Source organism: Pedobacter sp. KH_004 (genome assembly GCF_057840755.1).
On record NZ_CM174519.1, the window covers coordinates 254,775 to 279,393 of the forward strand.

Here is a 24,619-nt window from a genome sequence, read left to right on the forward strand (position 1 = left end):
GGTGTTTAGCTAACTATTTTGAATAAGATTAAATGGCTTTAGCGTCTATTTCTGATTTATTATTATCCCTAAAAAACAAGATAAACAATAAAGCTACTACACCTGCTATACCGGCTGGTATCAACCAAATTGCATACCAATTGTGTGATCCTTCTAAAGAATATCTATTAACAACCATACCCGATATGATAGAGCCAATTAACATACCAACACCGTAGGTTGCTAAAGTAATAAAACCTTGAGCAGCACTTTTGAATTTCTCTCCAGCTAACCTGTCAGTATAGATTTGGCCGGTAACGAAGAAAAAGTCATAGCAAATGCCATGAAGCACTATTCCGCCTATCAGCATCCAATAATTTGAATCTGCATTTCCAAATGCAAAGAAGAGGTAACGGACTACCCACGCAATCATACCTATTGCAAGCATTTTCTTAACGCCCAGACGAGCAAAAAATAAAGGCATTAATAACATAAATAAGGTTTCAGAAACCTGCCCTAACGATTGAACTCCGGCTGCCTTTTTCATTCCTACTTCATTCAAGAATGGATTTGTAAAGTTATAATAGAAAGCTAGTGGAATGCATATTGCAACAGATGCTATGAAAAATAACAGATAAGATTTGTTTTTAAGCAATCCAATCGCATCCAAACCTAAGATATCTCCGATTGAAGTCTTTTCTCCTTTCTTTATAGGCGGTGTATTTGGGAGGAAAAAGCTAAATATGCCTAATAGAATTGAAGCGATTGAGGCAGTTTTGAACGTTAATATTAAATTTCCTGATTGTTCCCAATTTAACCAACCAATTATTAAACCCGCCACTATCCATCCGATTGTACCGAATACTCTTATCGATGGAAACTCTTTACCTGGGTCTTTTAGTTGTTTAAACGAGATAGAATTTACTAAGGCCAGAGTAGGCATAAATGCAATCATATATCCCAGAATAAACGGAAAAAATGCATCGAAATTTAATGAGGTTCCAGCTACCCAAAGTAGAACGCCACCCACTAAGTGTAGAATGCCTAACACTTTTTGCGCCGAAAAAAACTTGTCGGCAATTAATCCAATAATGAAAGGCGCAATAATAGCCCCAAGAGATTGAGTGCTATAAGCCGACCCTATTTGTACATCATTAGATAACAAATTCTTACCAAGAAAAGTTCCCATTGTTACGAACCAGGCACCCCAGATAAAGAATTCTAGGAACATCATGGTAGAAAGTTTAAAGCGAGTAGTGCTATTCATTTGGTTTATATTAGGTTAATGTTTAGGTTGAGATTTAGGTTGATCTCAACCTAAACCTCAATCTCATTTTATAGTTCTTTTATTGAAATGTTTTTGTACCAAACTTCATCGCCATGATCTTGCAATGCAATTTTTCCTGATCTATAAGTTCCCCAGTTTTCCCATTTAGCAAACTTGCTTCCTGCAACCAAGTTTTTCCAGTTTTCATCCCAAAGGGTAGTTTTTACTACTTCAACGCCGTTTAAAACTAGCGTTAAATTTCCTTTTTTACTGATGATTTCTGCTTTATTCCATTCACCAACGGGTTTAACAGGTTCCGATTTACTTTTAACCAAGTCATATAAATCACCAGAACGGTGTTTAGTGATTTTTCCATCAGGATGACCATCGTTATCTAACACCTGCATCTCTAAACCAGTAGAGTAGGTAGCATGATATTTTGGCTCTTCGTGTACGTAGAAAATGAGTCCGCTGTTTGCTTTTGGAGCTACTTTCCACTCGTATTTTAAATGAAAATCTTTATATTCTTTATCGGTAACTAAATCGCCACCGCCCTCTTTTCCTTTAGTTTTAGGATCCAGGTGTAAGGCACCATCTTGAACTTGCCATGCGCTGCCTACGTTCGTTTTATTATACGTGTGCCAGCCTATTGTTGTTTTTCCTTCAAATAAAGGCTTAAAACCTTTTTGAGCCTGAGAAATTTGAGTAACTGCCAACAAAATGCAGGCAGATAGAACGAGTTTTTTCATTATGTGTATGTGAATAGACCTCGTAGATTATCAAAATCTGCGAGGTCTGTAATCAAATTAAAGAGTTAAGTTATTCCAACCAGAACGGTATTCGCGTTTTACAAATTGATTTGCTTCATCGAAATTGGTAATTTTCATATTATCGTTATCCCAAAGCATTTTCATGTATCTTCCAGGATAGGTGTTTTTGCCGTTTACATTTTTCTTGATATCGAAACTTCTAATGGCCAGGTTTGCCATCAATAGTGCTTCCGTTAGCGGACCAGCGATCTCGAATGGAGAACTTACTTCCTGTTTTCCATAACCTGCAATTGCGGCATCAACCCATTGCGCATAATGACCATTTGCGCCATCTTTTACACGGGCATATTTTTCTTTAACTTTAATGTCTTTGTTTCTGCTTAAAGGCAATAATTTAGGGTTTGCACTATAAGTTTCAGACATCATTTTGCCTTTTGTACCGATAAATAAGGTACCGTTACCACCATCGCCAAATGTTTCATTTGCTTCAAGTTCTGCTGGGCGTTCTGGCTGAATTCCGCCGTCCATCCAATGCAAAGTAACATCACCTTTGGTTTTATCTGTTTTAGGGAACTTTAAAGTAACATGGCTAGATGGAGGGCAGCTTTCAGGGAAATATCCACGTTTAAATTCATCAACGTAAACAGAACCCACACTTGCCTCAACCTCTTTTGCATATTTTAAATTCAGTACACTAAACGGAGCCTCAATTAAGTGGCAACCCATATCACCTAATGCACCTGTTCCATAATCCCACCAGCCACGCCAATTAAAAGGAACTAATTTATCTACGAAATCTTTTTCAGGAGCGGTACCTAGCCATAAATTCCAGTCTAATTCTTTTGGGATATCAGCCTTTTTAGCAGGCCAGGGAATACCTTGAGGCCAAACCGGACGATCAGTCCATGCATAAACCGTATGTACATCACCTATTAACCCGGCCTCGTACCATTCTTTCATTTGACGGGGACCATCGTTTGATGCACCCTGGTTACCCATTTGAGTTACCACCTTATATTTCTTTGCAGCGGCAGTTAAAATACGGGCTTCATAAATATCATGTGTTAAAGGTTTTTGAACATATACATGTTTACCCAATTGCATCGCTGCTAGTGCCTGGATAGCATGGTTATGATCGGGAGTAGAGATAGATACTGCATCGAAATTTTTATGCTCTTTATCTAACATCTCACGATAATCCTTATAATATTTTGCTTTAGGGAAATTTTTAACGCTTGTTGCTGCCCTGCGGTCATCTACATCACATAGGTAAGCAATATCGGCTTTTCCACTTTTAGCAAACATATTAATGTCGCTCTGGCCTTTGCCACCAACACCAATACTGGCAATAATTAAACGGTCGCTTGGAGCTAAATAGCCCGGTCCACCCAAAACATGGCGTGGAACGATCATAAATGCAGCTGCAGCTATGGCGCTTGTTTTAATAAAATCACGGCGGTTAGTTGTGCTTTTATTTTCTTGATCTGTTTTCATTTAGTATCTGAAGTTTAATAGGGATTTTAGCTTATTTTTTCTTCAACGAAAGAATGTATTTAACCATCAATTTAGCATCTGCTGGTTTAAGTGTAGAGTGAGCTGTCATTGGCATAGTACCCCAAACCCCTGTACCACCTTTAATAATTTTATCAGCCAGGTAATTGATATTTTTTTCTGTAGCTGGATATTTTTTAGCGATCTCAGTATATGAGGGACCGATAATTTTATTCACTTTGTTGTGGCAGCCAATACAATCTGATTTGTTAATCAATTTCTCGCCTGCACTCATTTGAAGCTCATGATTGGTTGAACTAGCCGTTGCAATCACCATTTTCTCCTTCTCTAAATCTGCGCTTGAAAAAGACGCCATAAGTATTACTATTGCGCCTAAACCTAAAAATGTTTTTTTCATTGTGTGTGTGTTGTTAATCTTGTAATCCTAATATTTTCTTGTTGAAAGCGCTATCACTGCCCGATGCTGCAAAATCATCAAATGCTTTGTCCGTTACGTTGATAATGTGTTTCTGGATAAATTCAGAACCTTCGCGAGCACCATCTTCTTGATTTTTAATGCAACATTCCCATTCCATAACGGCCCAACCTTTAAAGTCGTATTGCGCTAATTTACTGAAAATGGTTTTAAAATCAACTTGCCCATCGCCAGGAGACCGATATCTACCTGCTCGGTTGGCCCAACTCTGGTATCCACCAAAAGTACCTTGTTTACCTGTCGGATTAAACTCAGCATCTTTAACATGAAAGGCTTTAATTCTTTCGTGATAAAAATCAATGTACTGAATGTAATCCAATTGCTGCAACACAAAGTGAGATGGATCATACAATAAGCATGCCCGAGGATGATTATTTACCGCTGCAAGGAACATTTCATAAGTTTCTCCATCAAATAAATCTTCCCCAGGATGAATTTCATAGCAAACATCAACCCCGCAATGGTCAAACTCGTTCAATATTGGTGTCCATCGCTTTGCCAATTCTGCAAATCCTTCTTCTACTAAACCGGCAGGCCTTTGTGGCCATGGATGAAAATATTGCCACAGCAAAGAACCGCTAAATGTAGCATGTGCATTTAAACCCAAGTTTTGCGAAGCTTTAGCTGCATATTTCATTTGTTGAACTGCCCACTCGGTTCTGGCTTTTGCATTGCCATGAACTTCTTTTGGTGCAAAAGCATCGAATAAATCGTTGTATGCCGGGTGCACAGCCACCAACTGACCCTGTAAATGTGTAGAAAGTTCTGTGATTTCTAAACCATAAGAAGCAATAGTACCTTTCAGCTCATCAGCATAAGTCTTGCTTTCTGCAGCTTTTTGAAGATCGATAAATCTGGCATCCAAAGTCGGCATTTGAATACCTTTAAATCCTAGCCCGGCAGCCCATTGGCAAATATGATCCAAAGAATTGAAGGGCGCTTCATCACTAATAAATTGCGCTAAAAACACTCCGGGTCCTTTTAAAGTTGTCATGCTTAATTTTAAATTTTATAATCCCACCATTTCTGATCGGATTTACTCGAATCTACTACGTTTTCAATAAATGCCATTCCACGAATTCCGTCTTCCGCATTTGGAAAATCAAGCATTTCTGTAGTAGGCTGTTCATTATTTAGTTTTGCATTTACCGTTAAGGCGAAGTTTTTATAGATATTAGCAAAGGCTTCTAGGTAACCTTCTGGATGCCCACCAGGTGTACGGGTATTGTGTTGTGCAAAACTGCCCATGTAACCGTTTCCTGTTCTGTAAATTTGAGCAGGAGCGTTAGACCATTTTACAATTAAGGTATTTGGCTCCATTTGGTGCCACTCTAAGCCACCTTTTTCTCCATATAGCTTAATTTTTAAGGCATTTTCCTCACCAGCAGCAATTTGCGATGCGATTAAAACTCCGTTTGATCCATTATCAAATTTCAATAAAACGTTTCCGTCATCATCAATGGCTCTCCCGGGAACAACGATATTTAAATCGGCACAAATTTTAGTAATCTGCAAACCAGAAATATATTCGGCAAGATGAGCAGCGTGGGTGCCAATGTCGCCCATGCTACCGCTTTTCCCTGTTTTAGAGGGATCAGTTCTCCAAGCGGCTTGTGCATTTCCTTCTCTTTCTGATAAAGTACTAAGCCAACCTTGGGGGTATTCAACAATAATTTTTCTGATTTTGCCTAAAGCAGCTTCGCCAACCATTTGTTTGGCTTGCTTAACCATCGGGTAACCCGAATAAGTATGGGTTAAACAAAGCGTTAATCCAGTTTCATCAACCTTTGCTTTCAGCTGTTTCGCTTCTTCTAACGTTAATGTCATTGGTTTTTCTATCACCACATTAAAGCCGTGTTCTAAGGCCATCATTGCTGGCGCAAAGTGTGCGAAATTCGGGGTTACAATCGTTACGAAGTCAATTTTTTCATCAGCAGGCAATTCGCTTTCTGCTTTGATCATCTCTTCGTAATTGCTATATATTCTGTTATCCGGAAGGAACAATAGTTTTCCGGATTCGTACCCAACTTCGGGATTTACACTTAAGGCTCCGGCAGAAAGTTCGATTAAACCATCCATGTTCGCAGCCAGGCGATGTACAGCACCGATAAACGCGTCTTTACCGCCGCCTATCATGCCCATTCTTAATTTTCTCTTCATCATTAAAAAGTGGTAAGTTGTAAGTTATAGGTTTTACGTAAAACCTATAACTTACAATTTATAACCAATTTATATATTATTTTTCTTTAGCTCTTTTACAGCATAATCTGCTGCACGGGCGGTTAATGCCATAAAAGTTAAGGATGGATTTTGACAAGCGATTGATGGCATACAAGCTCCGTCTGTTACGAAAACGTTGCTCACTTCATGCATTTGATTCCACTTGTTAAGCACTGAAGTTTTTGGATCGTTGCCCATTCTAGCCGTTCCCATTTCATGGATAGCCATGCCTGGATAACAGCCGTTGTCGAATGTTTTGATGTTTTTTAATCCTGCTTTTTCTAACATTTCAGCAGCATCATTCATCATATCAACTCGCATTTTCTTTTCGTTTTCTTTGTACTCGCAATCAATGGCTAATACTGGCTGTCCCCACTTGTCTTTTTTAGTTTTATCGATGTATACTTTATTTTCGTAGTAAGGTAACATTTCACCAAAACCACCTAAGCCCATGGTCCATTTACCGGGTTTGGTCATTTTCTCTTTCAAGCCTGAACCAAATGATAATTCGGCCACATCGCTTTGCCAGTTACTTCTATTTGCACTGCCTTGATAACCGAAACCACGTAAATAATCGCGTTTGTCGTTACCAATATTCTGGTAGCGTGGAACATAAATTCCATTTGCACGGCGGCCATAAGTGTATTTATCATCGAAACCTTCTGCTTCGCCATTGGCACCACAACGGAAATGGTGATCCATTAAGTTGTGACCTAACTGACCACTTGCATTACCCAAACCGTTTGGATGAGCATCTGAGGTAGAGTTTAATAAAATAAATGTTGTACCCAATGTAGAACCATTAACGAAAACAATTTTCGCGTAGAATTCCATTGTTTCATTGGTTTGTGCATCGATTACCATTACTCCTTTTGCTTTCTTAGTATCCTTATCATAAATAATGTGGTTTACGATAGAATATGGTCTAAGTGTTAAGCGTTTGGTAGCCATTGCTGCCGGTAGGGTAGAAGATTGCGTAGAGAAATATGCTCCAAAAGGGCAACCACGGCTACATAAATTTCTGTATTGGCAATTACCGCGGCCTTTATGCGGAACGGTAAGGTTAGCTACACGACCGATCATCATGATACGTTCTCTGTTGTAAGCTTCCTCAATACGTTTTTTAACAGATTTTTCTACAATGTTCATATCCATTGGAGGAAGAAATTCTCCATCCGGACAAAGTGGCCAGTTTTCTTTTGATCCACTGATCCCTGCAAATCGCTCTGCGTAATCATACCATGGAGATAATTCTTTATAACGTACTGGCCAATCGTTTCCGTGGCCGTCTTTGGCGTTATCTTCAAAGTTATGATCACTAAAACGATAACTTTGGCGGCCCCACATTAATGATTTTCCACCTACATGGAAACCGCGGTACCAGTCGAAACGCTTATCTTCCGTATAAGGACATTCCAAATCGTTCACCCACCATTTTTCATTGGCTTCCTGATAAGGATAATCTCTTTTTTGTACAGGGTGTGTACGTTTTTGTTCTTCGGTTAATTTACCTGCATGCTGAAATTCCCAAGGGCTTTTCATCGCGTTTTCATAACCGGTAATGTGCTCGATGTTCATTCCTCTTTCGAGCATGAGTACTTTTAGTCCTTTTTCGGTAAGTTCTTTTGCAGCCCAGCCGCCACTAATCCCCGATCCTATAACAATAGCATCGTAAGTATTTTCTGCTTTTAAATTTGTATTTAAATTCATGATGTTTTGTTGTTGTAGTTTAGAAATTAGGTTGCCCAAGATTTTTGTCCAGGTTTTAATGGTGCACTTCCGTCATACCTTCCGGGAACAAGGATGTATTCACGAGCTTGTGTACAACCAATTTCTGAAGCGTAATAGCCTAGTAAAGTTAAATCTCTGGCTGTGATAAAGAAGTAAGCCAGATCTTCGTTTTCAGGTGCTTTGGTTTCTTTTTGAGCGATAGACATGAGTCTTAAATCCACCATTAGTTTGGTGCGTTCTGCAACACTTAAGCTCATGTAATTTTTTCCAAAATCTTTCATTGCTTTTTCCTGAAGTTGCTCAAAGCCCTTTGCAAATGATGTTTGCATTTTAGCTGGATAACAATCCTTCATCATCATCGGAATAAATTTGCCTAAACCAGCAGCCTTGGCACCCGGAGATGACTTAGTGGTGGGCACGATAATGTTCGCAAATTCAGCAAAGATTTTTTCGTCCTGAACAGAGAATGATACAAAGTTTTTTTCGTTTTCAGGGAGCGTAAAACTTTCGAATAGAACGCCCATTGTGCTTGCAGATATCGCTCCTCCAAGTAAAAATGCGACGTTTTTGAGTGCTTCTCTTCTGTGCATCGTTGTATATTTTTTATATTGGTTCTTTATGCGTTGAATGAGTAATATTAGAAAAAATATGGCGTAATAATCAAATCTGATTGTTTAATTTAACAATCTGCAATGCGATTGTTACTACATAGAATTGTTCTAAATAAGGTGATTATGACCGTCTCACTAACGTTTATTTGGTGTTTTTCTTTGTTCTATGCTTCGTGTGAATTATACAATATCTATATATAAAAGTAATATTCACTTGTAAAAAGAATGCCTAGGCTAAATCAAGTTGTTTTTGACATAGTTGTAACTCTCAGTTATACTTTGGTAAACGTCTTTTTTAATCAAATCTTGTTCGGTAAAAATATAATCTACGCCCGCCAATTTCGACTCCGCAAAAATACTTTTGAAATCAATTCTTCCTGAACCTACCTCGGCGAAAACACTTTTATCTTGTTTATCCATATCCTTAACATGAAACATTTTATAACGCCCAGGATTTTTCTTAAATAAATCTACAGGATTTAAGCCAGCATCTACAGCCCAGAAAATATCAAGTTCAAAACCTACGAGGTTGGCATCGGTTTCATTTAACAAAATATCGTAGCCAGTGGCGCCATTTCCCTGATCTTTATATTCAAAGTTATGGTTATGGTAAGCTAATTTTAAACCAGCCTTTTTACAAAGTTCGCCTGCAGTATTAAATTTAGCAGCCATTCTTTTGTAATCATCTAAAGTTCCGTTTGCTCGTACATCGGTTGGAAGGGCAGGAATAACAAAATATTTTTGTCCAACACTGTGTGCCACTTCAATATGTGTTTTAAGTATTTCATCATCTCCGCTTGATAAAAATTCGGATGTATTGTAATGCCCGCTAGGCGAAGTGAGTTTATTTTCTTTCAATAATCGATTAAAATCTTTGGCTGGTAAACCCCAAAACCCTTTTACCTCATATTTGCCGGGATATCCGTAATAAGTTTCTACCTGATTATAACCAATTCTGGCCACCTGTTCGATCGTGGCTTTAACGTCGGCAGTAAGTTGCTCTCTTAACGTAAACAGACCTATGCCAATTTTCGAAATTTTAGCCTGTTGTGCCAATGCCGAAGTGATAATTGATGGACTTATAAATGCCGCGGCAGCTGCTAAACCTGCTTTTTGTAGAAATGATTTTCTTGTTGTCATGAAGTGTTAAATTAAAAAGCCGGAGCATAAACTCCGGCTTTGAATGTTAAAATGAATAAGCTAATGATCCCCAGAAAGTACGTTGAAGTAAAGTTCTGCCAATCATTAATTGACCAGGCGTTACGGTAGAGAAATCTCTAAACTGATCCCCACGAACATCACCTTCAGTCAACACTTTCGCATCTAACAAGTTGTCTGCCCAAAATCTTATCGCCACTTTTTTACTAAAGTTATAACCTGCCCCAGCTTTCATTACCACATATCCTGGTAACTTATAGCTTTCGCTAGGAGAGGTGAAGCGACTACCAACATAGTTTGCCGCTACATATAAATTAAAATTTTTGAAATCGTAATTCGCTCCTAACTCTGTGTTTAAAACAGGAACCCGCTCAGTTCTATTTCCTGTGAAACTATACACGCGATTTCCGAATTCTGCTGCTACAGCGGCATTTCCACTAGTGTTGGCTTCGTAATCGGTATATTTCGAATCTTGTAAAGTCCCGGTAAATCTTAAACTTAAAGGTTTAAATATTTTATACGAAATTTCATACTCTGCACTCCAGGTACGGGTAGAACCAAAGGCAACCAAGGCTTGCTGGCCAGCTGCTACCGTTGGCACATTAATGGTTAACGAAACATTTTTAATTGCTGAGTAACTTCCAGAGGCGAAAATAGCCAGGTTGTTTTTAGCATATTTAAAACCTACTTCGCCTAAGTACACCGGGCGTTTTTTAATGTTAGCGCCGTTATAGGCAGATGCATTATAATCGCCAATATTTGGTGCATTGTACGCTTTAGTAGCACGAGCAAACATACTTGCTGTAGTGCTTATTTTATAATTTGCACCTACCGAAGCAGACCAGTTTGTTAACGTTTCATCGTAAGCGGTATATCCTAAAATATTAGGACTTGCAGCTGCTGCGATGTTCACTGTTCCGTTAGTATTCAATGCGTAATAAGGTCTGTCGCCCTTTACATTCTGGTTATCGATTCTGGCGCCAATATCCAAACGCCATTGGTCCGAAATTTTTATTTCATCGCCAGCATATAATGATAAAGTTCTGGTATTGCCAATAAAGGTGTTTTTGGTTTGTACTGTACGCTCCAGGGCATTTGGTGATTGTAATATAATGCTGGGGTGTTCCTTAAATTCGGTAAACGAACGGAAAGCAAAACGTAAATCATCTCTGTTGTATTGATGAATACCCGCACCAATGTTTAAACTGTGGTTTTTAATGGTTTTCTTCAAATCCAGGTAATTTACAAATTGAACATCCCTGTTGATTTGACCTTGTGCATTTGAGGTTACGACATAATCTCCTGAAACAAAAGGCGCTACAGCTCCACCGGGATAATAATAAGGAACTGCTGATGTTCTTGCGGTTATACCTGCAGGTGCAGTATAAGTACTGTTAGTATGGGTATTTTGGTAGCGGAAGTTGTTCACGATCTGCCACCCGCCATCTGTTAAATAATTAAATTGAAACCCTGCAGAACCCAGTTTGGTATGGATACCATCTTTTAAACTGAAGCTGTGAGCGCCGGTTGTAGGATCATTGTAACTCCAGTCAGTTTGTACAGGCACGATTGATTGCGTTGCCATGTTATAATCGCGGTAGGTGGTAGGCTTGCCTGTTCCATCGTAGGGATAATAACTGGTTAATAGAAACTGAACCTTATCGTTTAAGTACTTACCATATAGACGAATAAAGCCTTTGTTATTTTTGAAATTAAAAGTCATGTTGCCTTTAATTTGTCCACCTTGGTTAGCAGGATTAAAACCCTGATCTACAACACCGTTATCTGTACGATAAAAACCTCCAATGTTATATTTAATCTGATCGCTTATTTTACCGCCGGTGTTTCCATCAAAACGATATAAACCTTGAGAAAAGCCAGTTGTAAATTTAACCTGGCCATATTGTTTATCGGCACCAACGTAACTCAAATTATTAACTACCGCACCTGGTGTATTTGCTTGTATAATGGAAGCATTACCACCTCTTACAGCTTCAATATTTTGAATGGTTAAATCCGTTTTATAGTATTGATCTACCGAGGGATTGGTATTAAATCCGGTTGGCAAAAGTGGTAAGCCATCTTCTTGGATGCCTAAAAAGATGTATCCGCCTTGTTGTGGAAAACCACGTACCCAAACATTACCTGGTCCATCGCCACCCGTGCTTTCTACCGTTAAACCGGGTATCGCTTTTAATAAATCGGTACTGTTTAATGGCGCTCTATTGGTGATGTCTTTATTGCTTACGGAAGTAATGGCTACAGAACTTTCGAGTTTTTTCTTTGGGTTACCGCCCGTTACCATTACGCTTTCCAGTTGAAGATTATCCTCTGATAAGCTAATGCTAATGTTTTCATCGGCATTGCCAGCCGAAAGATTAACTTCTTTCGAAATGTAGCCTACATAACGTACCACTAATATGCGGCTATCAACAGTTAGTCCTTTAAGTGCGAAGTTTCCATTTTCATCGGTTGTGGTACCGATTGTTTTGCCTTTTACGGTTATAGAAACGCCGGGAATTGGATTGCCTTTGCTATCTAAAACCTTACCGGTAACTACACCATCGAAGGCTTTCAACAGTTCCAGGTTGTTATTGGCGGGAATAGAATAGAGTAAAATTTGGTCTTTAACTATCCTATATCCCACGTCATAACGTTTTAGCGAATTCTCAAGAAAGTATTTAAGTTTTTGGTTTACTACATTGATAGAGATTTTTCTATCAGAATTTATTAATTGCGGGCTGTATACAAACTTCACGTTTGCTAACTTTTCCGTTTTTGCAATAATGGTTTTAATATCTGTTTGATCGGCTTTGATCGAAATTGGTTTATTTAAAAATTCCTGAGCATCGACATTTTTGGCAAATGCAGCGCAAGTAAAAATAGTTATTGCAAGTATTTGGTAAATCGAAACTCTCATTGCATATATCGCCAGCGAAATAAGTTGATTTTTTTTCATAAATTTGGTTATTGTTCATTAAATGATTGGATTTATTGGACATAGAAATAACATGAATACATTCTAATGTATTTAACTCGCCGGCAATGCCCCACATTGTCGGCTTTGTTTTTAGAAGATATTATGGGTAGGTAGCGGCGGCTACTGACTGAAATAGGTTACTGCTTTCTTCATAATTTTATATATTTGGTTAGTTTTTGTTTGAAACCACAATGCTGGTTCCTTGAATATAATACTTGCTTGAAATGGTTCCGCAGATTAAATCGAGCTGCTCATATAGCCCTTTTTTACTCAAATCTCCGGTAAAAGTATAGTTCGATATCTGCTCGTTATCAGCCTTTATTTCAATTCCGTAGGCTTCGGTAAGGGTTTTGAAGATTTGTTTTACACTTTCTTCCTTGAAATTATAACTTACGCTTGTTGGCACGTTATAAGCCTCGGCCAGTGGAATAGGCTTACTTACCAAGGTTTTGCTTAACTGATGATTGCTAAATACACCTTTTTGATTGGGCGTTAGCAAAATAGGTCGAGCTAATTTTTCTTTTGATAAACCAAGGAATGTGCTTTTCTCATTTTCCTGCACCTCCACTTTTCCAGTTCTAACGGCAACTTGCCCAGGCATTTTATCGGTTGATTCTTTTACCCAAAAGCTGGTTCCCAAAACACGAACAACCAACTTTTGATTATAAACATAAAATGGGCGCTTCGCATTCTTACTTACCGAGAAGAAAGCCGTTCCTTTCAAGTAAATAGTTCTCTTATTACCGGCAAAAACCTCCGGAAATAAGATATTGGCTTTAGGCTTAAGCGTTATGACACTTTTATCGCTAAGCTTTATATCCATTAAACTGTTTGTATTGTTTGTTTTGCTAATCAGCGCTACATTGCCATTTTCATTGATAAAGGCCTGTTCGGTAGGATTATAATTATAGAGATATGAACCCCCAAGAAAAAAAGCGATCATGATTGAAGCGGCTATTGCAAATTTCGGCCATAACCTTTTCATTTTTAGTGTATCAATTTGCTTTTCGCCAGAGTGATTGATGTTGAGCCAGATTTTATCCTGCATTTCATCAAGTTCGCTCGAAGAAAGGTCGTTGTAACTTTTATTGTTTAAATTATGATACCATTTGTCTACCCAAAGCTTTTCGGCATCGGTGCAGTTTCCGTTTTGATAACGGAGTAGTAAATCGTTGAATGATTTCTGGTTCATAAGGAAATATTTGGCTCTATACTATACGAGTAACATAACTAGCCAGTATCCCTAAAGTATAATCATAAAAAAATTAAAAATAATTGTAATATGTTGATTTTCAGGCTAAAAAAAGAGATAAAAATTTTTGATATACTCTTTAATTCTTTTGATAGAACGTGTAATATGGTATTCCACCGCCTTTTCAGATATATTCAAGTCAGTAGAAATATCCTTTATGGATTGGTGTTGGTAACGACTTAAACGGAATACTTCCTGGGTTTTTTCGGGCAATGAGTTAATGCCTTCTTCTATAATTGATGATAGATCATGCAGATCTACGAGGTTGGCCGTGTCTTGATGATTTTCGCTATATGTTAAGGTTTGGTACGCCATGTATTTATTTTCCATCACCAAACTACGTACATGGTTAATCACACTTAGCTTTAAAGCCCCGAAAAGATAAGCCTGGAGGTTTTTGATTTGTAGATCCTGTCGTTTTTCCCAAAGGGAGATAAAAATATTTTGCACCAATTCTTCCGCTACAACCTTATCACCAGTTTTTTTATAGGCTGCATATAACAGCTCTTTACTAAAAGTGAAGTAAATCTGTTCATAAGCCTGCTTATCACCTTGCTTGAGGCGCAAAAGTAAATCGATAGACTTTTCGGGCTCGTGGAGCGTCATTAATTCGTTTTGGTTAGCTAGGAATGAAGTAAATGTAGGAAATTATTTCCTTCTGAAATTCCATTTGTGATTAAATTTAGCAATAATCTTCCGTATTTATACCGGGGACTTTTTAAAGCATACGCCTAAGCGTAAATATTTTATATGCCTTTTGTCTCATTTTTTTACCTTTGCTCAATCTCTAAAAAATTATGCAGGAAAATATTATTGTTTTAGGCTCTAACGGGCAAATTGGAACCGAATTGGTTACCATGTTAAGAAAAATCTATGGTGATGATCATGTGGTGGCTTGTGATATTCGACGACCAGATTACGACATCAAAAATTCTGCACCCTTTGAGTTCGTAAACGTTTTGGATAAGGAGATGATTAACGGCATTTTCAAAAAGTATAAACCTACGCAGGTTTATCTTTTAGCTGCACTATTATCAGCAACTGGTGAGCAAAATCCTAAGTTAGCTTGGGATTTGAATATGAATGGTCTTTTAAATGTGTTAGATTTAGCTTTAGAATATAAAGTAGCAAAGGTATACTGGCCAAGTTCAATCGCTGTTTTCGGACCAAATTCTCCTAAAGATAACACGAATCAATATTGCGTGATGGACCCGAACACGGTATATGGAATAAGTAAACTCGCGGGCGAACGCTGGTGCGAATATTATAACCAAAAATATGGTTTAGATGTACGCAGTATCCGTTATCCTGGATTAATCAGCTGGAAAGCTGCTCCAGGTGGTGGAACAACTGATTATGCTATTCATATTTTTCATGATGCATTAAAAAAAGGAAGTTATCAAAGTTTCTTAAATGCGGGTACCGAATTGCCAATGATGTATATGGATGATGCGATCCGCGGAACAATAGAATTGATGGATGCTCCATCAGACCAGATTACCGTTCGTAGCAGTTACAACTTTGGTGGTGTAAGTTTTACGCCAGAAATTTTGGCAGCAGAAATCAGAAAACATATTCCAGATTTTACCTTAACTTACACATCCGAAACTGATCCTAGGCAACAAATTGCAAATAGCTGGCCACGTTCGATTGATGACAGTACTGCAGCAAAAGATTGGGGATGGAAACCGGAGTTCGATTTATCGAAACTGACAACCGATATGTTAAATAATTTAAAAAAATAAGGTAGGTGGTTTAAGGTGGAAGGTTTAGGGTGTTTTAACCCTATTCTTTATATCTGATCCTAAATACTTAATACTAAAAATGGGAAGAGCATTCGAATTTAGAAAAGAAAGAAAGTTTAAGCGTTGGGCCAAAATGGCGGTTCAGTTTACACGTATTGGTAAAGATATCGTGATGGCGGTGAAAGAATCAGGGCCTCACCCTGAAACAAACTCTCGCCTGCGTACAGCAATGCAAAATGCAAAGGCGGTAAACATGCCAAAAGATAGGGTGGAGGCGGCTATTAAGCGGGCATCCGATAAATCGATGGCCAATTACGAAGAAATTGTTTATGAAGGTTATGCGCCTCATGGTGTAGCCGTTCTAATTGAAACCGCTACTGATAATACCAACCGTACCGTTGCAAATGTTCGGAGTTATTTCAATAAAACCGACGGTTCTTTAGGTAAAACTGGTTCATTGGATTTCATTTTCAACCGTAAATCTATTTTCCGTTTTGTACCTGCAGAAGGTTTAGATTTGGAAGAATTGGAATTCGAATTGATTGATGCGGGCCTGGAAGAATTATATGTAGAAGCTGACGAGGAAGGAAACGATATCGCCGTAGCACAAGGTACTTTCGAGAATTTCGGTTCTTTACAAAAAGCTTTGGAAGAAAAAGGGATTGAATTGAAAAGCTCTAAACTAGAGCGTATCGCATTATCGCACCACGAAGTTACAGAAGAGCAAGCCGCTGATGTAATGAAGTTGATTGATAAATTAGAGGAAGATGATGATGTGCAGGCAGTTTATCACAATATGGCTGATTAAAAATTTTCAAAAATGAACACAAAAGGCTTGAAGATTTTATTCTTCAAGCCTTTTGTTTTTTCTGATCCTCATAGTAACCTCAACCGTCCTTTTGACCGCATTGGAGAATCCTTGAACAGAAAACAGATGGAAAAGATCTCTCCGCTACGTTGCACTCCGGTCGGGAAGACGATGGATTAATTTTCCTAATCCTTCTTATGGCCAAACAACCAAGGCAACAAGTATGGTTCAGCGAATGCACTGTCCCAGCTGTTGTGGTTTGCATTTGGATAGAGCGTAAACTTTACCTCTTTACCAACTACTTTTAGCCTTTCGGCAATCGCCATAGAAAATGCCGGATCAACAATGTCATCTTTTCCGCCATGAAAAATCCATAAAGGAATATTTTTGTATTTCTTAATATTGTTGGTGTTATCGCCACCGCAAATGGCAAAGGCAGCAGCAAAGGTGTTTCGCTTTCTTCTCAATAGTTCATAAGTTCCCATGCCTCCCATGGATAGGCCTCCCACATAAACCTGCTCCTTATTTACAAATGGTTTTTTTAAGAAATCCTTTACCATTCCCTGTAGAGCATGCATGGCTTTTGTCGGTTTTCCATTTTCAATGAAACTAAAATTCCTTTTGCCCTTATCGTTTGTAGTGATATTTACGTTTGCCCAATAGCTATCGGCCGGGCACTGTGGAAATACGATGATAGCGGGGAAGTTTCGCCTTATATCTTCGTTTAGAAATAATTTCGCCCCGTGTGTCAATTGTTTCTCGTTATCATTACCGCTTTCTCCACGCCCATGCAATACAAATAATATCGGGTACTTCTGTTTAGAATTGAAATTCTCTGGAAAAAGTATTCTATAATAGATTGAATCCTTTCCTTTGATAAAACTGCCCCGATCATATTTTTTTAAATCTTGAGCATTTAAAAGGATCGTTGCAAGGAGCAAAAAGATGGTTAGAAAAATATTCTTCATCTAGCAAAAATAAAAAACCCTGCCTATTTTACAATAGTGCAGGGCTCATAATCAAACCTAACCTTGATTATTTTAGTGTAAATGATGCTGCTTTTACATCTCTGGAATTTGTGCCGATAAATACCTGGAATTCTCCAGGTTCAGCTACAAATTTTAAGTCAGAATTATAAAACTTCAAATCATTTTCTGAGATATTGAAAGATATTGTCTTGCTTTCGCCAGCTTTTAAATTCACTTTCTGGAAACCTTTCAATTCTTTAACCGGACGGGTAATGCTTCCAACCAAATCGCGAATATAAAGTTGAACAACTTCTTTGCCATCGTATTTACCAGTATTGCTTAAGGTTACAGAAGCTGTAATCGATTTGCCTTTGGTTAAGGTATTTGCACTCAGTTTAACATCGCTGTAATTGAAAGTGGTGTAGCTTAAACCAAAACCAAATGGATATAAAGGATCGTTACTCACATCTAGATAATTGGAACGGAATTTCTCGAACCATTTGCCTTCTGCCAGAGGGCGACCAGTGTTTTTGTGGGCATAATAAAGCGGCACCTGACCCACATTTTGAGGGAAGGTAGCACTCAATTTACCCGACGGATTTACTTTTCCAAAAAGTGCATCGGCGATAGAATTTCCAGCTTCGCTACCAGGAAACCAAACGTTTAAAATTGCCGGGATATTTTCCTGCTCCCATTTCAATGCCAATGGGCGACCAGTAAACAATACCAACACAATTGGTTTTCCTGTTTTTACCAAAGCTTTTAACAGGTTTTTCTGGGTTTCTGGAATTTGAATGTCGGTAACGCTACTGGCCTCACCGGTAAATTCAGAACCTTCACCCATAGTGGCAATTACCACATCTGATTTTTCGGCAACTCTCACTGCCTCTTTGATCATTTCTTCTTCTGACCTTGGATCGCGTTTATAGGTTGGGTTGTGAACGTTAATATAGCGGTGTTCTGCAAGAGAATCGGCTAAAAAGTTTGAGCCACGAGCGGTTAAAATTTTAGCATCATTACCCAAGGCATTTTTTAAACCTTGTAACACCGTTACCGATTGATCGAACAAAGCCGCAACGCTCCAAGTGCCATACATATTTGCCGTATTGTCAGCCAAAGGACCGATTAAACCAATAGTGCCGGTTTTTTTAAGTGGGAGCAGGTTGTTGCTGTTTTTTAGCAATACAAAACTTTCAGCTGATATCTCACGGGCTATCTGGCGGTTTTCTGCATTGAAAACCTCTTTTTCAGCTCTTGTTGGATCGCAAAATTTGTAAGGATCAGTAAATAATCCTAACTTATATTTAGCTTGCAGGATTAAACGACAAGCCCTGTTTATTTCATTGATGCTTACTTTTTTCTCGGCAAGTGATTTTTTTAAAGTTCCCAGAAAACCTTCTCCAACCATATCCATATCGATACCAGCGTTCATGGCCAAAGCAGAAACGGTTTGTAAATCGCCCATACCATGCGCAATCATTTCAGGGATACCCGTGTAATCCGTAACTACGAAACCTTTGAAACCCCATTGGTTACGCAACACATCCGTCATTAGCCATTTACTTCCTGTCGCAGGGATACCATCAACCTCATTAAAAGAGGCCATAATACTTGCTGCACCTGCATCTACCGCAGCTTTGTACGGTGGAAAATATTCGTTATACATGCGCACTTTGCTCATATCGGTAGTGTTATAATCTCTACCAGCCTCTGCCGCTCCATATAATGCATAGTGTTTAACGCAAGCCAATATTTCATTATTTGCCTGCAACTTACCTTGATAACCTTTTACCATAGCAGCGGCAATTTTAGATCCTAGATAAGCATCTTCGCCACTGCCTTCAGAAATTCTTCCCCAACGTGGGTCACGAGAGATATCAACCATAGGAGAGAAGGTCCAGTTGATACCGCTAGCGCTGGCTTCGATAGCTGCAACCCTTGCCGATTTTTCTACTGCCGTCATATTCCAGGTTGCGCTCATGCCCAGTGGAATTGGAAAAACGGTATTGTAACCGTGAATCACATCCATTCCAAAAAGTAATGGAATTTTTAGCCTGCTCTCTTCAACGGCAACTTTTTGTACTGATTTAATTTTATCAACACCTTTTATGTTGAACAAACCACCCACCTGGCCATCTTTAATCTTTTTCCCGATATCGCTACTATTGGCCTGACCAGTGGTAATATCGCCAGAACTAGGCAAGTTGAGCTGCCCGATTTTCTCGTCGATAGTCATTTTAGCCATCAGGTTGCTAATAAAAGTATTCATCTTGGCTTCTTCAGGAGATGCCGGTTTTTTGGTTTGCGCTGAAATATTCAGGGCTAAGGATGTTAAAAAAACAACTAGGATTTTCGCTTTTTTCATTATATGTGTGTTTTATGCTTTTACAATTTAGTCCACTTTTTTCACCGTGGTTTTGGCTGAAACGCCATTTTCATTTATCGCTTCAATAGAAAAATAGTAGGGCTTTTGGCTGTCCATTGCTTTAAACCAATACTCATTGAAGTCATGAATCATAATGCAGTTATACAATTTATCTGGAGCTGTGCCGTAATACAAATTATAGGCAAATGCATTATCAACAGGTTGCCACTTGATGTAAGCACTGCGTTTATCTTTCTCTGTTCTGAGTACAATTAGGTTTTTAACTTTCGATGGTTTTTCACCGTTTCCATTTCCAAAAACGCGGATGCCGCTAATGGCAAATTTCCCGGTTGGCATGTGGATGTTGACCATTTTGATATACCGCGTTTTAACAGATTTTTTCAATTCGATATAGTCATGGGGAACATCAGTTTTATTCTGACTTTTATCCACTAAAATTGTCCACTTTTTGCCATCTGTTGAGGAAAGTATTTTATATTGATGATAAATGCCTATTTGCTTGCCGATAAATTCAGCATCTTGATCGGCATAGTTTATTTGGATAGCGTTGACAGTGGCTAAGCTTCCCAAATCGGTTTGAATCCACTCCCCGTTATTGGCTGTTTTGGCGCTCCAATAGGTTTTTATGCTTTCATCAACGGCATTATTGGCGTGGAAACCCCCAAGTGTAGAAGAAACTGTAACTGGCTTTTTGTAATTAATGAGCATCCAGCCTGGTCCCACTGGTCCATTTTCTTTTCTTTCTGATGGGAGATAAAGCGGATAATCACCGAAGGCGGTATTTGTCCACATCACATCATCTTTATCAAAACCAGTTGGCCAAATTCCCATTCTGCGTTCCCAGGTATTTTTTACACAAATGATGCTGGTAGAGATGTGCCAGTACTTTTTGCTGTTATCCTGAAAAGTTGCTCCATGACCGGCACCTCGGGAAAACCCACCACCTTTATAGCTTAGCGGATCGGATTGTGGTGTAAATTGTGAATCGTAAAAAAGTGGCTTTGTGCCTACTACTACGCCATCAGAATAGCCACTGAATTCCGTTCCAGGCGCACCATACTGAAAATAGTATTTTCCATTGTGTTTGGTCATCCAGGCTCCTTCGGCAAAAGGATCAAGAAAGGTATTGTCCATATACTCACCAAAACGTTGCCAACCATAACGCCAGCTTTCTAGCAAATACATCGGCATACGTGTGCCCTTTGGTTGAAATGTTTTTCGATCGAGCTCTACGCCATACATCGGATAGTTATTGCTACTGCCATTGTACATGTAGAATTTTCCATCATCATCTGTGAAAAATGCAGGATCCCAGCCACCAATTTCCAATGAATCGACCAATGGAAACCATTTATTACCTAGTGGATCTGTGCTTCCCCAAAGCGTGAAATTTTTGGTGTAAGTACTTCCGAAAACCACAACGGTATCGCCAATGATACCAACACCTGGAGCACAAAGTTCATCTTTCGTCTTGTTCCAGGGGCGGAGAAATTTTCGTTCTATAAATTTCCAGTTCAGCATATCCGAACTGTGCCAGTAACCCCATTGATTGGTACTGAACAGCAGATATTCACCTTTGTAATTCACAATAACCGGATCGGCCGTTGCCCTATGTTTACCCCATTCGGTAAAAGATTCGAAAGGCGTATAACCGTAATCAACATTGATTGGGTTGCAATAGGTTTTTTGCCTTTGCGCAAGTAGGGCCAGAAATGATAGTATGAAGAAAAGTGTAAGTATGGTTTTTCTCATGATGTTGCTATTTGCTTTTTAGCCGCAGATTCGCAGATTATATATAATGCATTATAAAATTTTTAATCTGTGGCTACCTTATTGCTTTATCTCTGGACTTTCGAATCCTAACTTTGTTAATCCACTTTTTATTTCTGGTGCACTCATAAATAAATTCCACAATAAACCGGTTCTACCGTTCTCAATCATGACTACAATCGGTCCCTGATCTATTCCTATATATCTTTTAGGAAACCAGTTTTCCGTTTCACTATAGGCATCGTAAAAACCAAACTCTCCCCAAACCTTATCATTTAGGGTTTCATATAAATTTCTGATTACCTGCATACTTTCTTTTTTCGCATAAGGGTAAGATGAAAGCGCTGCGGTAGGCGCAATTACACCTAAATCTTCTTGCGGATTGTGTGCTGCATAACCTTTAACAGAATAGCTTGCCGTCAATCCCCATGAATTTTTTCCGTAACCTTTAAATCCTTTTGGGTTTTGAATAGCATAATCATAATTGATCAAAGTGTGGCTTTTATTCTCCTCCCAATAATTGGCGTACCTGTCTTTTAATCCCGTTGGATTTAAGCCCAGGTAAGAATAATGAGCCCAGAATAATGGGCCTACATTCTCGCCAACTACGTTGTGTTTCAATTTCACCGGATGTCCGTACAGGGAAAGATTTGTATTTATCTTTCCATTTTTAGCCCAGCCTTCGTGATAAACTGCAGCAGGTACGCCATGCGTTGGAGAACAGGCCGCCAATACATAGGTAATTAAACATTCGTTGTAACCAGTAATAGCAAAGTTCATCTTCCAGCCAGAGTTGGGCGACCAATGCCAGTACAATACATTCTCGTTGTCTTTTCTGTAAAAGTTCCAGTCAATACCTCTCCAGAGCTCATCAGCTCTTGCCGCCAATTCCTTTTCTTGGGTATTGCCCTTTGCATAATATTGGCGAACACAAATTAAAGCTTGTGCTAAAAATGACGTTTCAACTAAATCGCCGGCGTCATCGTTTTCACCAAATGCTTTTGCCTTGCCAGAAGGCAGCATCCAATGTGGCCATACACCATGAAAACGATCTGCTTTGCTTAAAAAACCCAAGCCTTTTTTCAGGTGTTTAAATCCTTCTTCTCTGGTGATAAATTTACGTTCGATGGCAACAATTGTACCCATGATACCAAAGCCGCTGGCACCGGTAGCAATAATGTTTTTATCATTTTGCGGATATATATTATCGCTGTGATAGCGCTCTCTCGAAAGACCGGAAATGGGTTCTGCACCTTCATAAAAATATTTGTAGGTCTGCTTTTGTACCAGATCAAGTAACTGATCATCAGTTAAGCCTTTTTTGATCTTTACGTCCGGGTTAATGGTTTGGCTATCACCACTGGTGCAGGAAGTGAGCCACATGAAAACAATTGCCAGAAGCTTAAAGTAGAGAGGATTTCGGGATGTGAAGCCTTTTAGTATCATATCAAAAAAGTAAAAAAGGTTGCCAGTCAACTGGCAACCTTCATCAAATTGTTTAGTTTTAGTAACCAGGGTTTTGCTTTAATAAACCACCACTTAAATCTATTTCAGTTTGAGGAACTGGCCAAACTTCATTTTTGTTCGCTTTCCAACCTTTAGGTCCGAAAATCTGAAGTGCTCTTCCTTGTCTGATTACATCAAAATATCGGTCGTTTTCCATGGCTAGCTCAACCTGTCTTTCTTTCCAAATGGCATTTCTCAATGCGGTTTGGTCTGTCGTCGTAACATCCGCGAGGATGTTGGCATTGCTGCCTCTTGCCCTTCTGCGCACTCTGTTAAGCGAAGTTAGTGCCTGAGTTGGGTTTCCTAACTCATTTGCAGCTTCCGCATTCATTAACAGAATATCAGCAAACCTTAATACCCTGAAATTCTGCTGCGCACCTTCATTAAATCCCGAAACCCGCGTATTGAAGGGAACATAGGATTTCTGATTATAGCGTTCATTAGGAACCGTTGTTGGAACCAAATCACCTTGTGGAGTGGTTTCGCCTCTAAACAAAATGGTAGCATCTCTTCTTGGATCGCCTGTCTCATAGGCAGATGCCAGTTCTGCAGAAGGCGTGTTGAAACCCCAACCCATCTCTCCAGCAACACCTTGTACCTGGCTATATTGCGAATTCGAAGCATCACCATTACTTTGTAATAACTCAGCCTGGACTTCAAATAATGATTCTACGTTGTTTTCATTCTGTGTTCTGAAGAGTTTTTCGTAATCAGAAAATAAATCGTAGCCCAAGCCCATTACCTGATTGGTGAGCGCAAGTACATCGGCCCATTTCTTTTGATACATGGCAACTTTTGCTTTCAATCCTAATGCTGCACCTCTAGTTGCCCTGCCCAAGTCGGCGGCACCGTAAGATTGAGGTAAAACGGTAGCGGCTTCTGTTAAATCCTTTTCAATTTGTGCATAAACAGCAGCTTTGTCCGATTGCGGAATATTGTATTCGGTATTATCCTTCGGAACATTCAATCTCAAAGGAACACTGCCATAGGCCCTAACTAACCTAAAGTAAGAATAGGCACGAATAAACTTTGCTTCAGCCAAAAATCTGGATTTCAATGCAGCATCCATTGTAATGTTTGGCACGTTATCCAATACCTGGTTACAAAGATTGATGTTCTGGTATTGACCGGTCCAGAATCCTTGCAAACTGCCTTGGGTTGATGTAACGGTAAACTGATCAAATAAGTTAAAGAAGGTTGCATCAGTAGGGGTGCTGCCTTTATCTGCTTCATCCGAGCCGGTACTTTCAATGGCAATTGCATTGAAAGCAACATTATCCCAACTTCTTAAATTCGCATACATCGCATTAACACCCTTTAAAGCGTCATCCTGAGTTTTCCAGAACGTAACGGAAGGTTGTTGAGCCTGTGGTGGAACATTTAAAAAATCTTTTTTACACGATGCTGTGAAGAGCATTGATCCCAAAGCGGTGGCAATAATGCAAGATTGTAAATTTATATTCTTTTTCATTGTGTGTCGA

Annotated in this window: 19 protein-coding genes; 2 read left to right on the forward strand and 17 right to left on the reverse strand. The window is 39.0% G+C overall.

Features of this window, described 5'->3' with window-relative positions; all coding sequences use genetic code 11:
* Positions 1-28: 28 nt before the first annotated feature.
* From AC3ITD_RS01130 to AC3ITD_RS01185, 12 genes are all read right to left on the reverse strand, one after another.
* Positions 29-1,246: a nucleoside permease gene (locus AC3ITD_RS01130; RefSeq protein ID WP_489363326.1), complete on the reverse strand. Its 1,218-nt coding sequence runs from the start codon at positions 1,244-1,246 to the stop codon at positions 29-31.
* A 68-nt stretch (positions 1,247-1,314) separates the two neighbouring features.
* Positions 1,315-1,995: a 3-keto-disaccharide hydrolase gene (locus AC3ITD_RS01135; RefSeq protein WP_489363328.1), complete on the reverse strand. Its 681-nt coding sequence runs from the start codon at positions 1,993-1,995 to the stop codon at positions 1,315-1,317.
* Between the two features lie 57 nt (positions 1,996-2,052).
* Positions 2,053-3,510: a Gfo/Idh/MocA family protein gene (locus AC3ITD_RS01140; RefSeq protein WP_056851659.1), complete on the reverse strand. Its 1,458-nt coding sequence runs from the start codon at positions 3,508-3,510 to the stop codon at positions 2,053-2,055.
* 31 nt (positions 3,511-3,541) lie between these two features.
* Positions 3,542-3,925 (reverse strand): c-type cytochrome, encoded by a 384-nt coding sequence (locus tag AC3ITD_RS01145; protein WP_265798189.1) that lies wholly within the window; start codon positions 3,923-3,925, stop codon positions 3,542-3,544.
* Positions 3,926-3,938: 13 nt separating this feature from the next.
* A complete protein-coding gene (locus AC3ITD_RS01150) occupies positions 3,939-4,997 on the reverse strand; it encodes a sugar phosphate isomerase/epimerase family protein (RefSeq protein WP_265798190.1) in 1,059 nt (352 codons plus the stop codon).
* An 8-nt stretch (positions 4,998-5,005) separates the two neighbouring features.
* Positions 5,006-6,163, reverse strand: a complete 1,158-nt coding sequence (locus AC3ITD_RS01155; protein WP_489366615.1) for a Gfo/Idh/MocA family protein — start codon at positions 6,161-6,163, stop codon at positions 5,006-5,008.
* Between the two features lie 69 nt (positions 6,164-6,232).
* Positions 6,233-7,933 (reverse strand): GMC oxidoreductase, encoded by a 1,701-nt coding sequence (locus tag AC3ITD_RS01160; protein WP_265798191.1) that lies wholly within the window; start codon positions 7,931-7,933, stop codon positions 6,233-6,235.
* Positions 7,934-7,959: 26 nt separating this feature from the next.
* Positions 7,960-8,544, reverse strand: a complete 585-nt coding sequence (locus tag AC3ITD_RS01165) for a gluconate 2-dehydrogenase subunit 3 family protein (RefSeq protein WP_265798192.1) — start codon at positions 8,542-8,544, stop codon at positions 7,960-7,962.
* Positions 8,545-8,799: 255 nt separating this feature from the next.
* A complete protein-coding gene (locus tag AC3ITD_RS01170) occupies positions 8,800-9,705 on the reverse strand; it encodes a sugar phosphate isomerase/epimerase family protein (RefSeq protein ID WP_265798193.1) in 906 nt (301 codons plus the stop codon).
* A gap of 46 nt (positions 9,706-9,751) precedes the next feature.
* Positions 9,752-12,682, reverse strand: coding sequence for a TonB-dependent receptor (locus AC3ITD_RS01175; RefSeq protein ID WP_489363332.1), 2,931 nt, complete (start codon positions 12,680-12,682; stop codon positions 9,752-9,754).
* A 190-nt stretch (positions 12,683-12,872) separates the two neighbouring features.
* Positions 12,873-13,895, reverse strand: a complete 1,023-nt coding sequence (locus AC3ITD_RS01180) for a FecR family protein (RefSeq protein ID WP_265798195.1) — start codon at positions 13,893-13,895, stop codon at positions 12,873-12,875.
* A 105-nt stretch (positions 13,896-14,000) separates the two neighbouring features.
* Complete coding sequence (locus tag AC3ITD_RS01185) at positions 14,001-14,561, reverse strand: RNA polymerase sigma factor (protein WP_265798196.1); 561 nt, start codon at positions 14,559-14,561, stop codon at positions 14,001-14,003.
* Positions 14,562-14,752: 191 nt separating this feature from the next.
* Here AC3ITD_RS01185 and AC3ITD_RS01190 point away from each other — a divergent pair, with 191 nt between their 5' ends.
* On the forward strand, positions 14,753-15,700 hold the full coding sequence (locus tag AC3ITD_RS01190) for an NAD-dependent epimerase/dehydratase family protein (protein ID WP_265798197.1): 948 nt from the start codon (positions 14,753-14,755) through the stop codon (positions 15,698-15,700).
* Between the two features lie 79 nt (positions 15,701-15,779).
* Complete coding sequence (locus AC3ITD_RS01195; RefSeq protein ID WP_265798198.1) at positions 15,780-16,508, forward strand: YebC/PmpR family DNA-binding transcriptional regulator; 729 nt, start codon at positions 15,780-15,782, stop codon at positions 16,506-16,508.
* Between the two features lie 185 nt (positions 16,509-16,693).
* Here the strand turns inward: AC3ITD_RS01195 and AC3ITD_RS01200 are convergent, their stop codons facing one another.
* The 5 genes from AC3ITD_RS01200 to AC3ITD_RS01220 form a co-directional block, all read right to left on the reverse strand.
* On the reverse strand, positions 16,694-17,476 hold the full coding sequence (locus AC3ITD_RS01200) for a carboxylesterase family protein (RefSeq protein ID WP_489363335.1): 783 nt from the start codon (positions 17,474-17,476) through the stop codon (positions 16,694-16,696).
* A 67-nt stretch (positions 17,477-17,543) separates the two neighbouring features.
* Complete coding sequence (bglX, locus tag AC3ITD_RS01205; RefSeq protein WP_489363337.1) at positions 17,544-19,841, reverse strand: beta-glucosidase BglX; 2,298 nt, start codon at positions 19,839-19,841, stop codon at positions 17,544-17,546.
* 27 nt (positions 19,842-19,868) lie between these two features.
* Entirely contained in the window at positions 19,869-21,614 is a 1,746-nt protein-coding gene (locus tag AC3ITD_RS01210) for a discoidin domain-containing protein (protein ID WP_489363339.1), read from the reverse strand.
* A 78-nt stretch (positions 21,615-21,692) separates the two neighbouring features.
* Positions 21,693-23,078: a glucoamylase family protein gene (locus AC3ITD_RS01215; protein WP_489363341.1), complete on the reverse strand. Its 1,386-nt coding sequence runs from the start codon at positions 23,076-23,078 to the stop codon at positions 21,693-21,695.
* A 58-nt stretch (positions 23,079-23,136) separates the two neighbouring features.
* Entirely contained in the window at positions 23,137-24,609 is a 1,473-nt protein-coding gene (locus AC3ITD_RS01220; protein ID WP_489363343.1) for a RagB/SusD family nutrient uptake outer membrane protein, read from the reverse strand.
* Positions 24,610-24,619 lie beyond the last annotated feature (10 nt).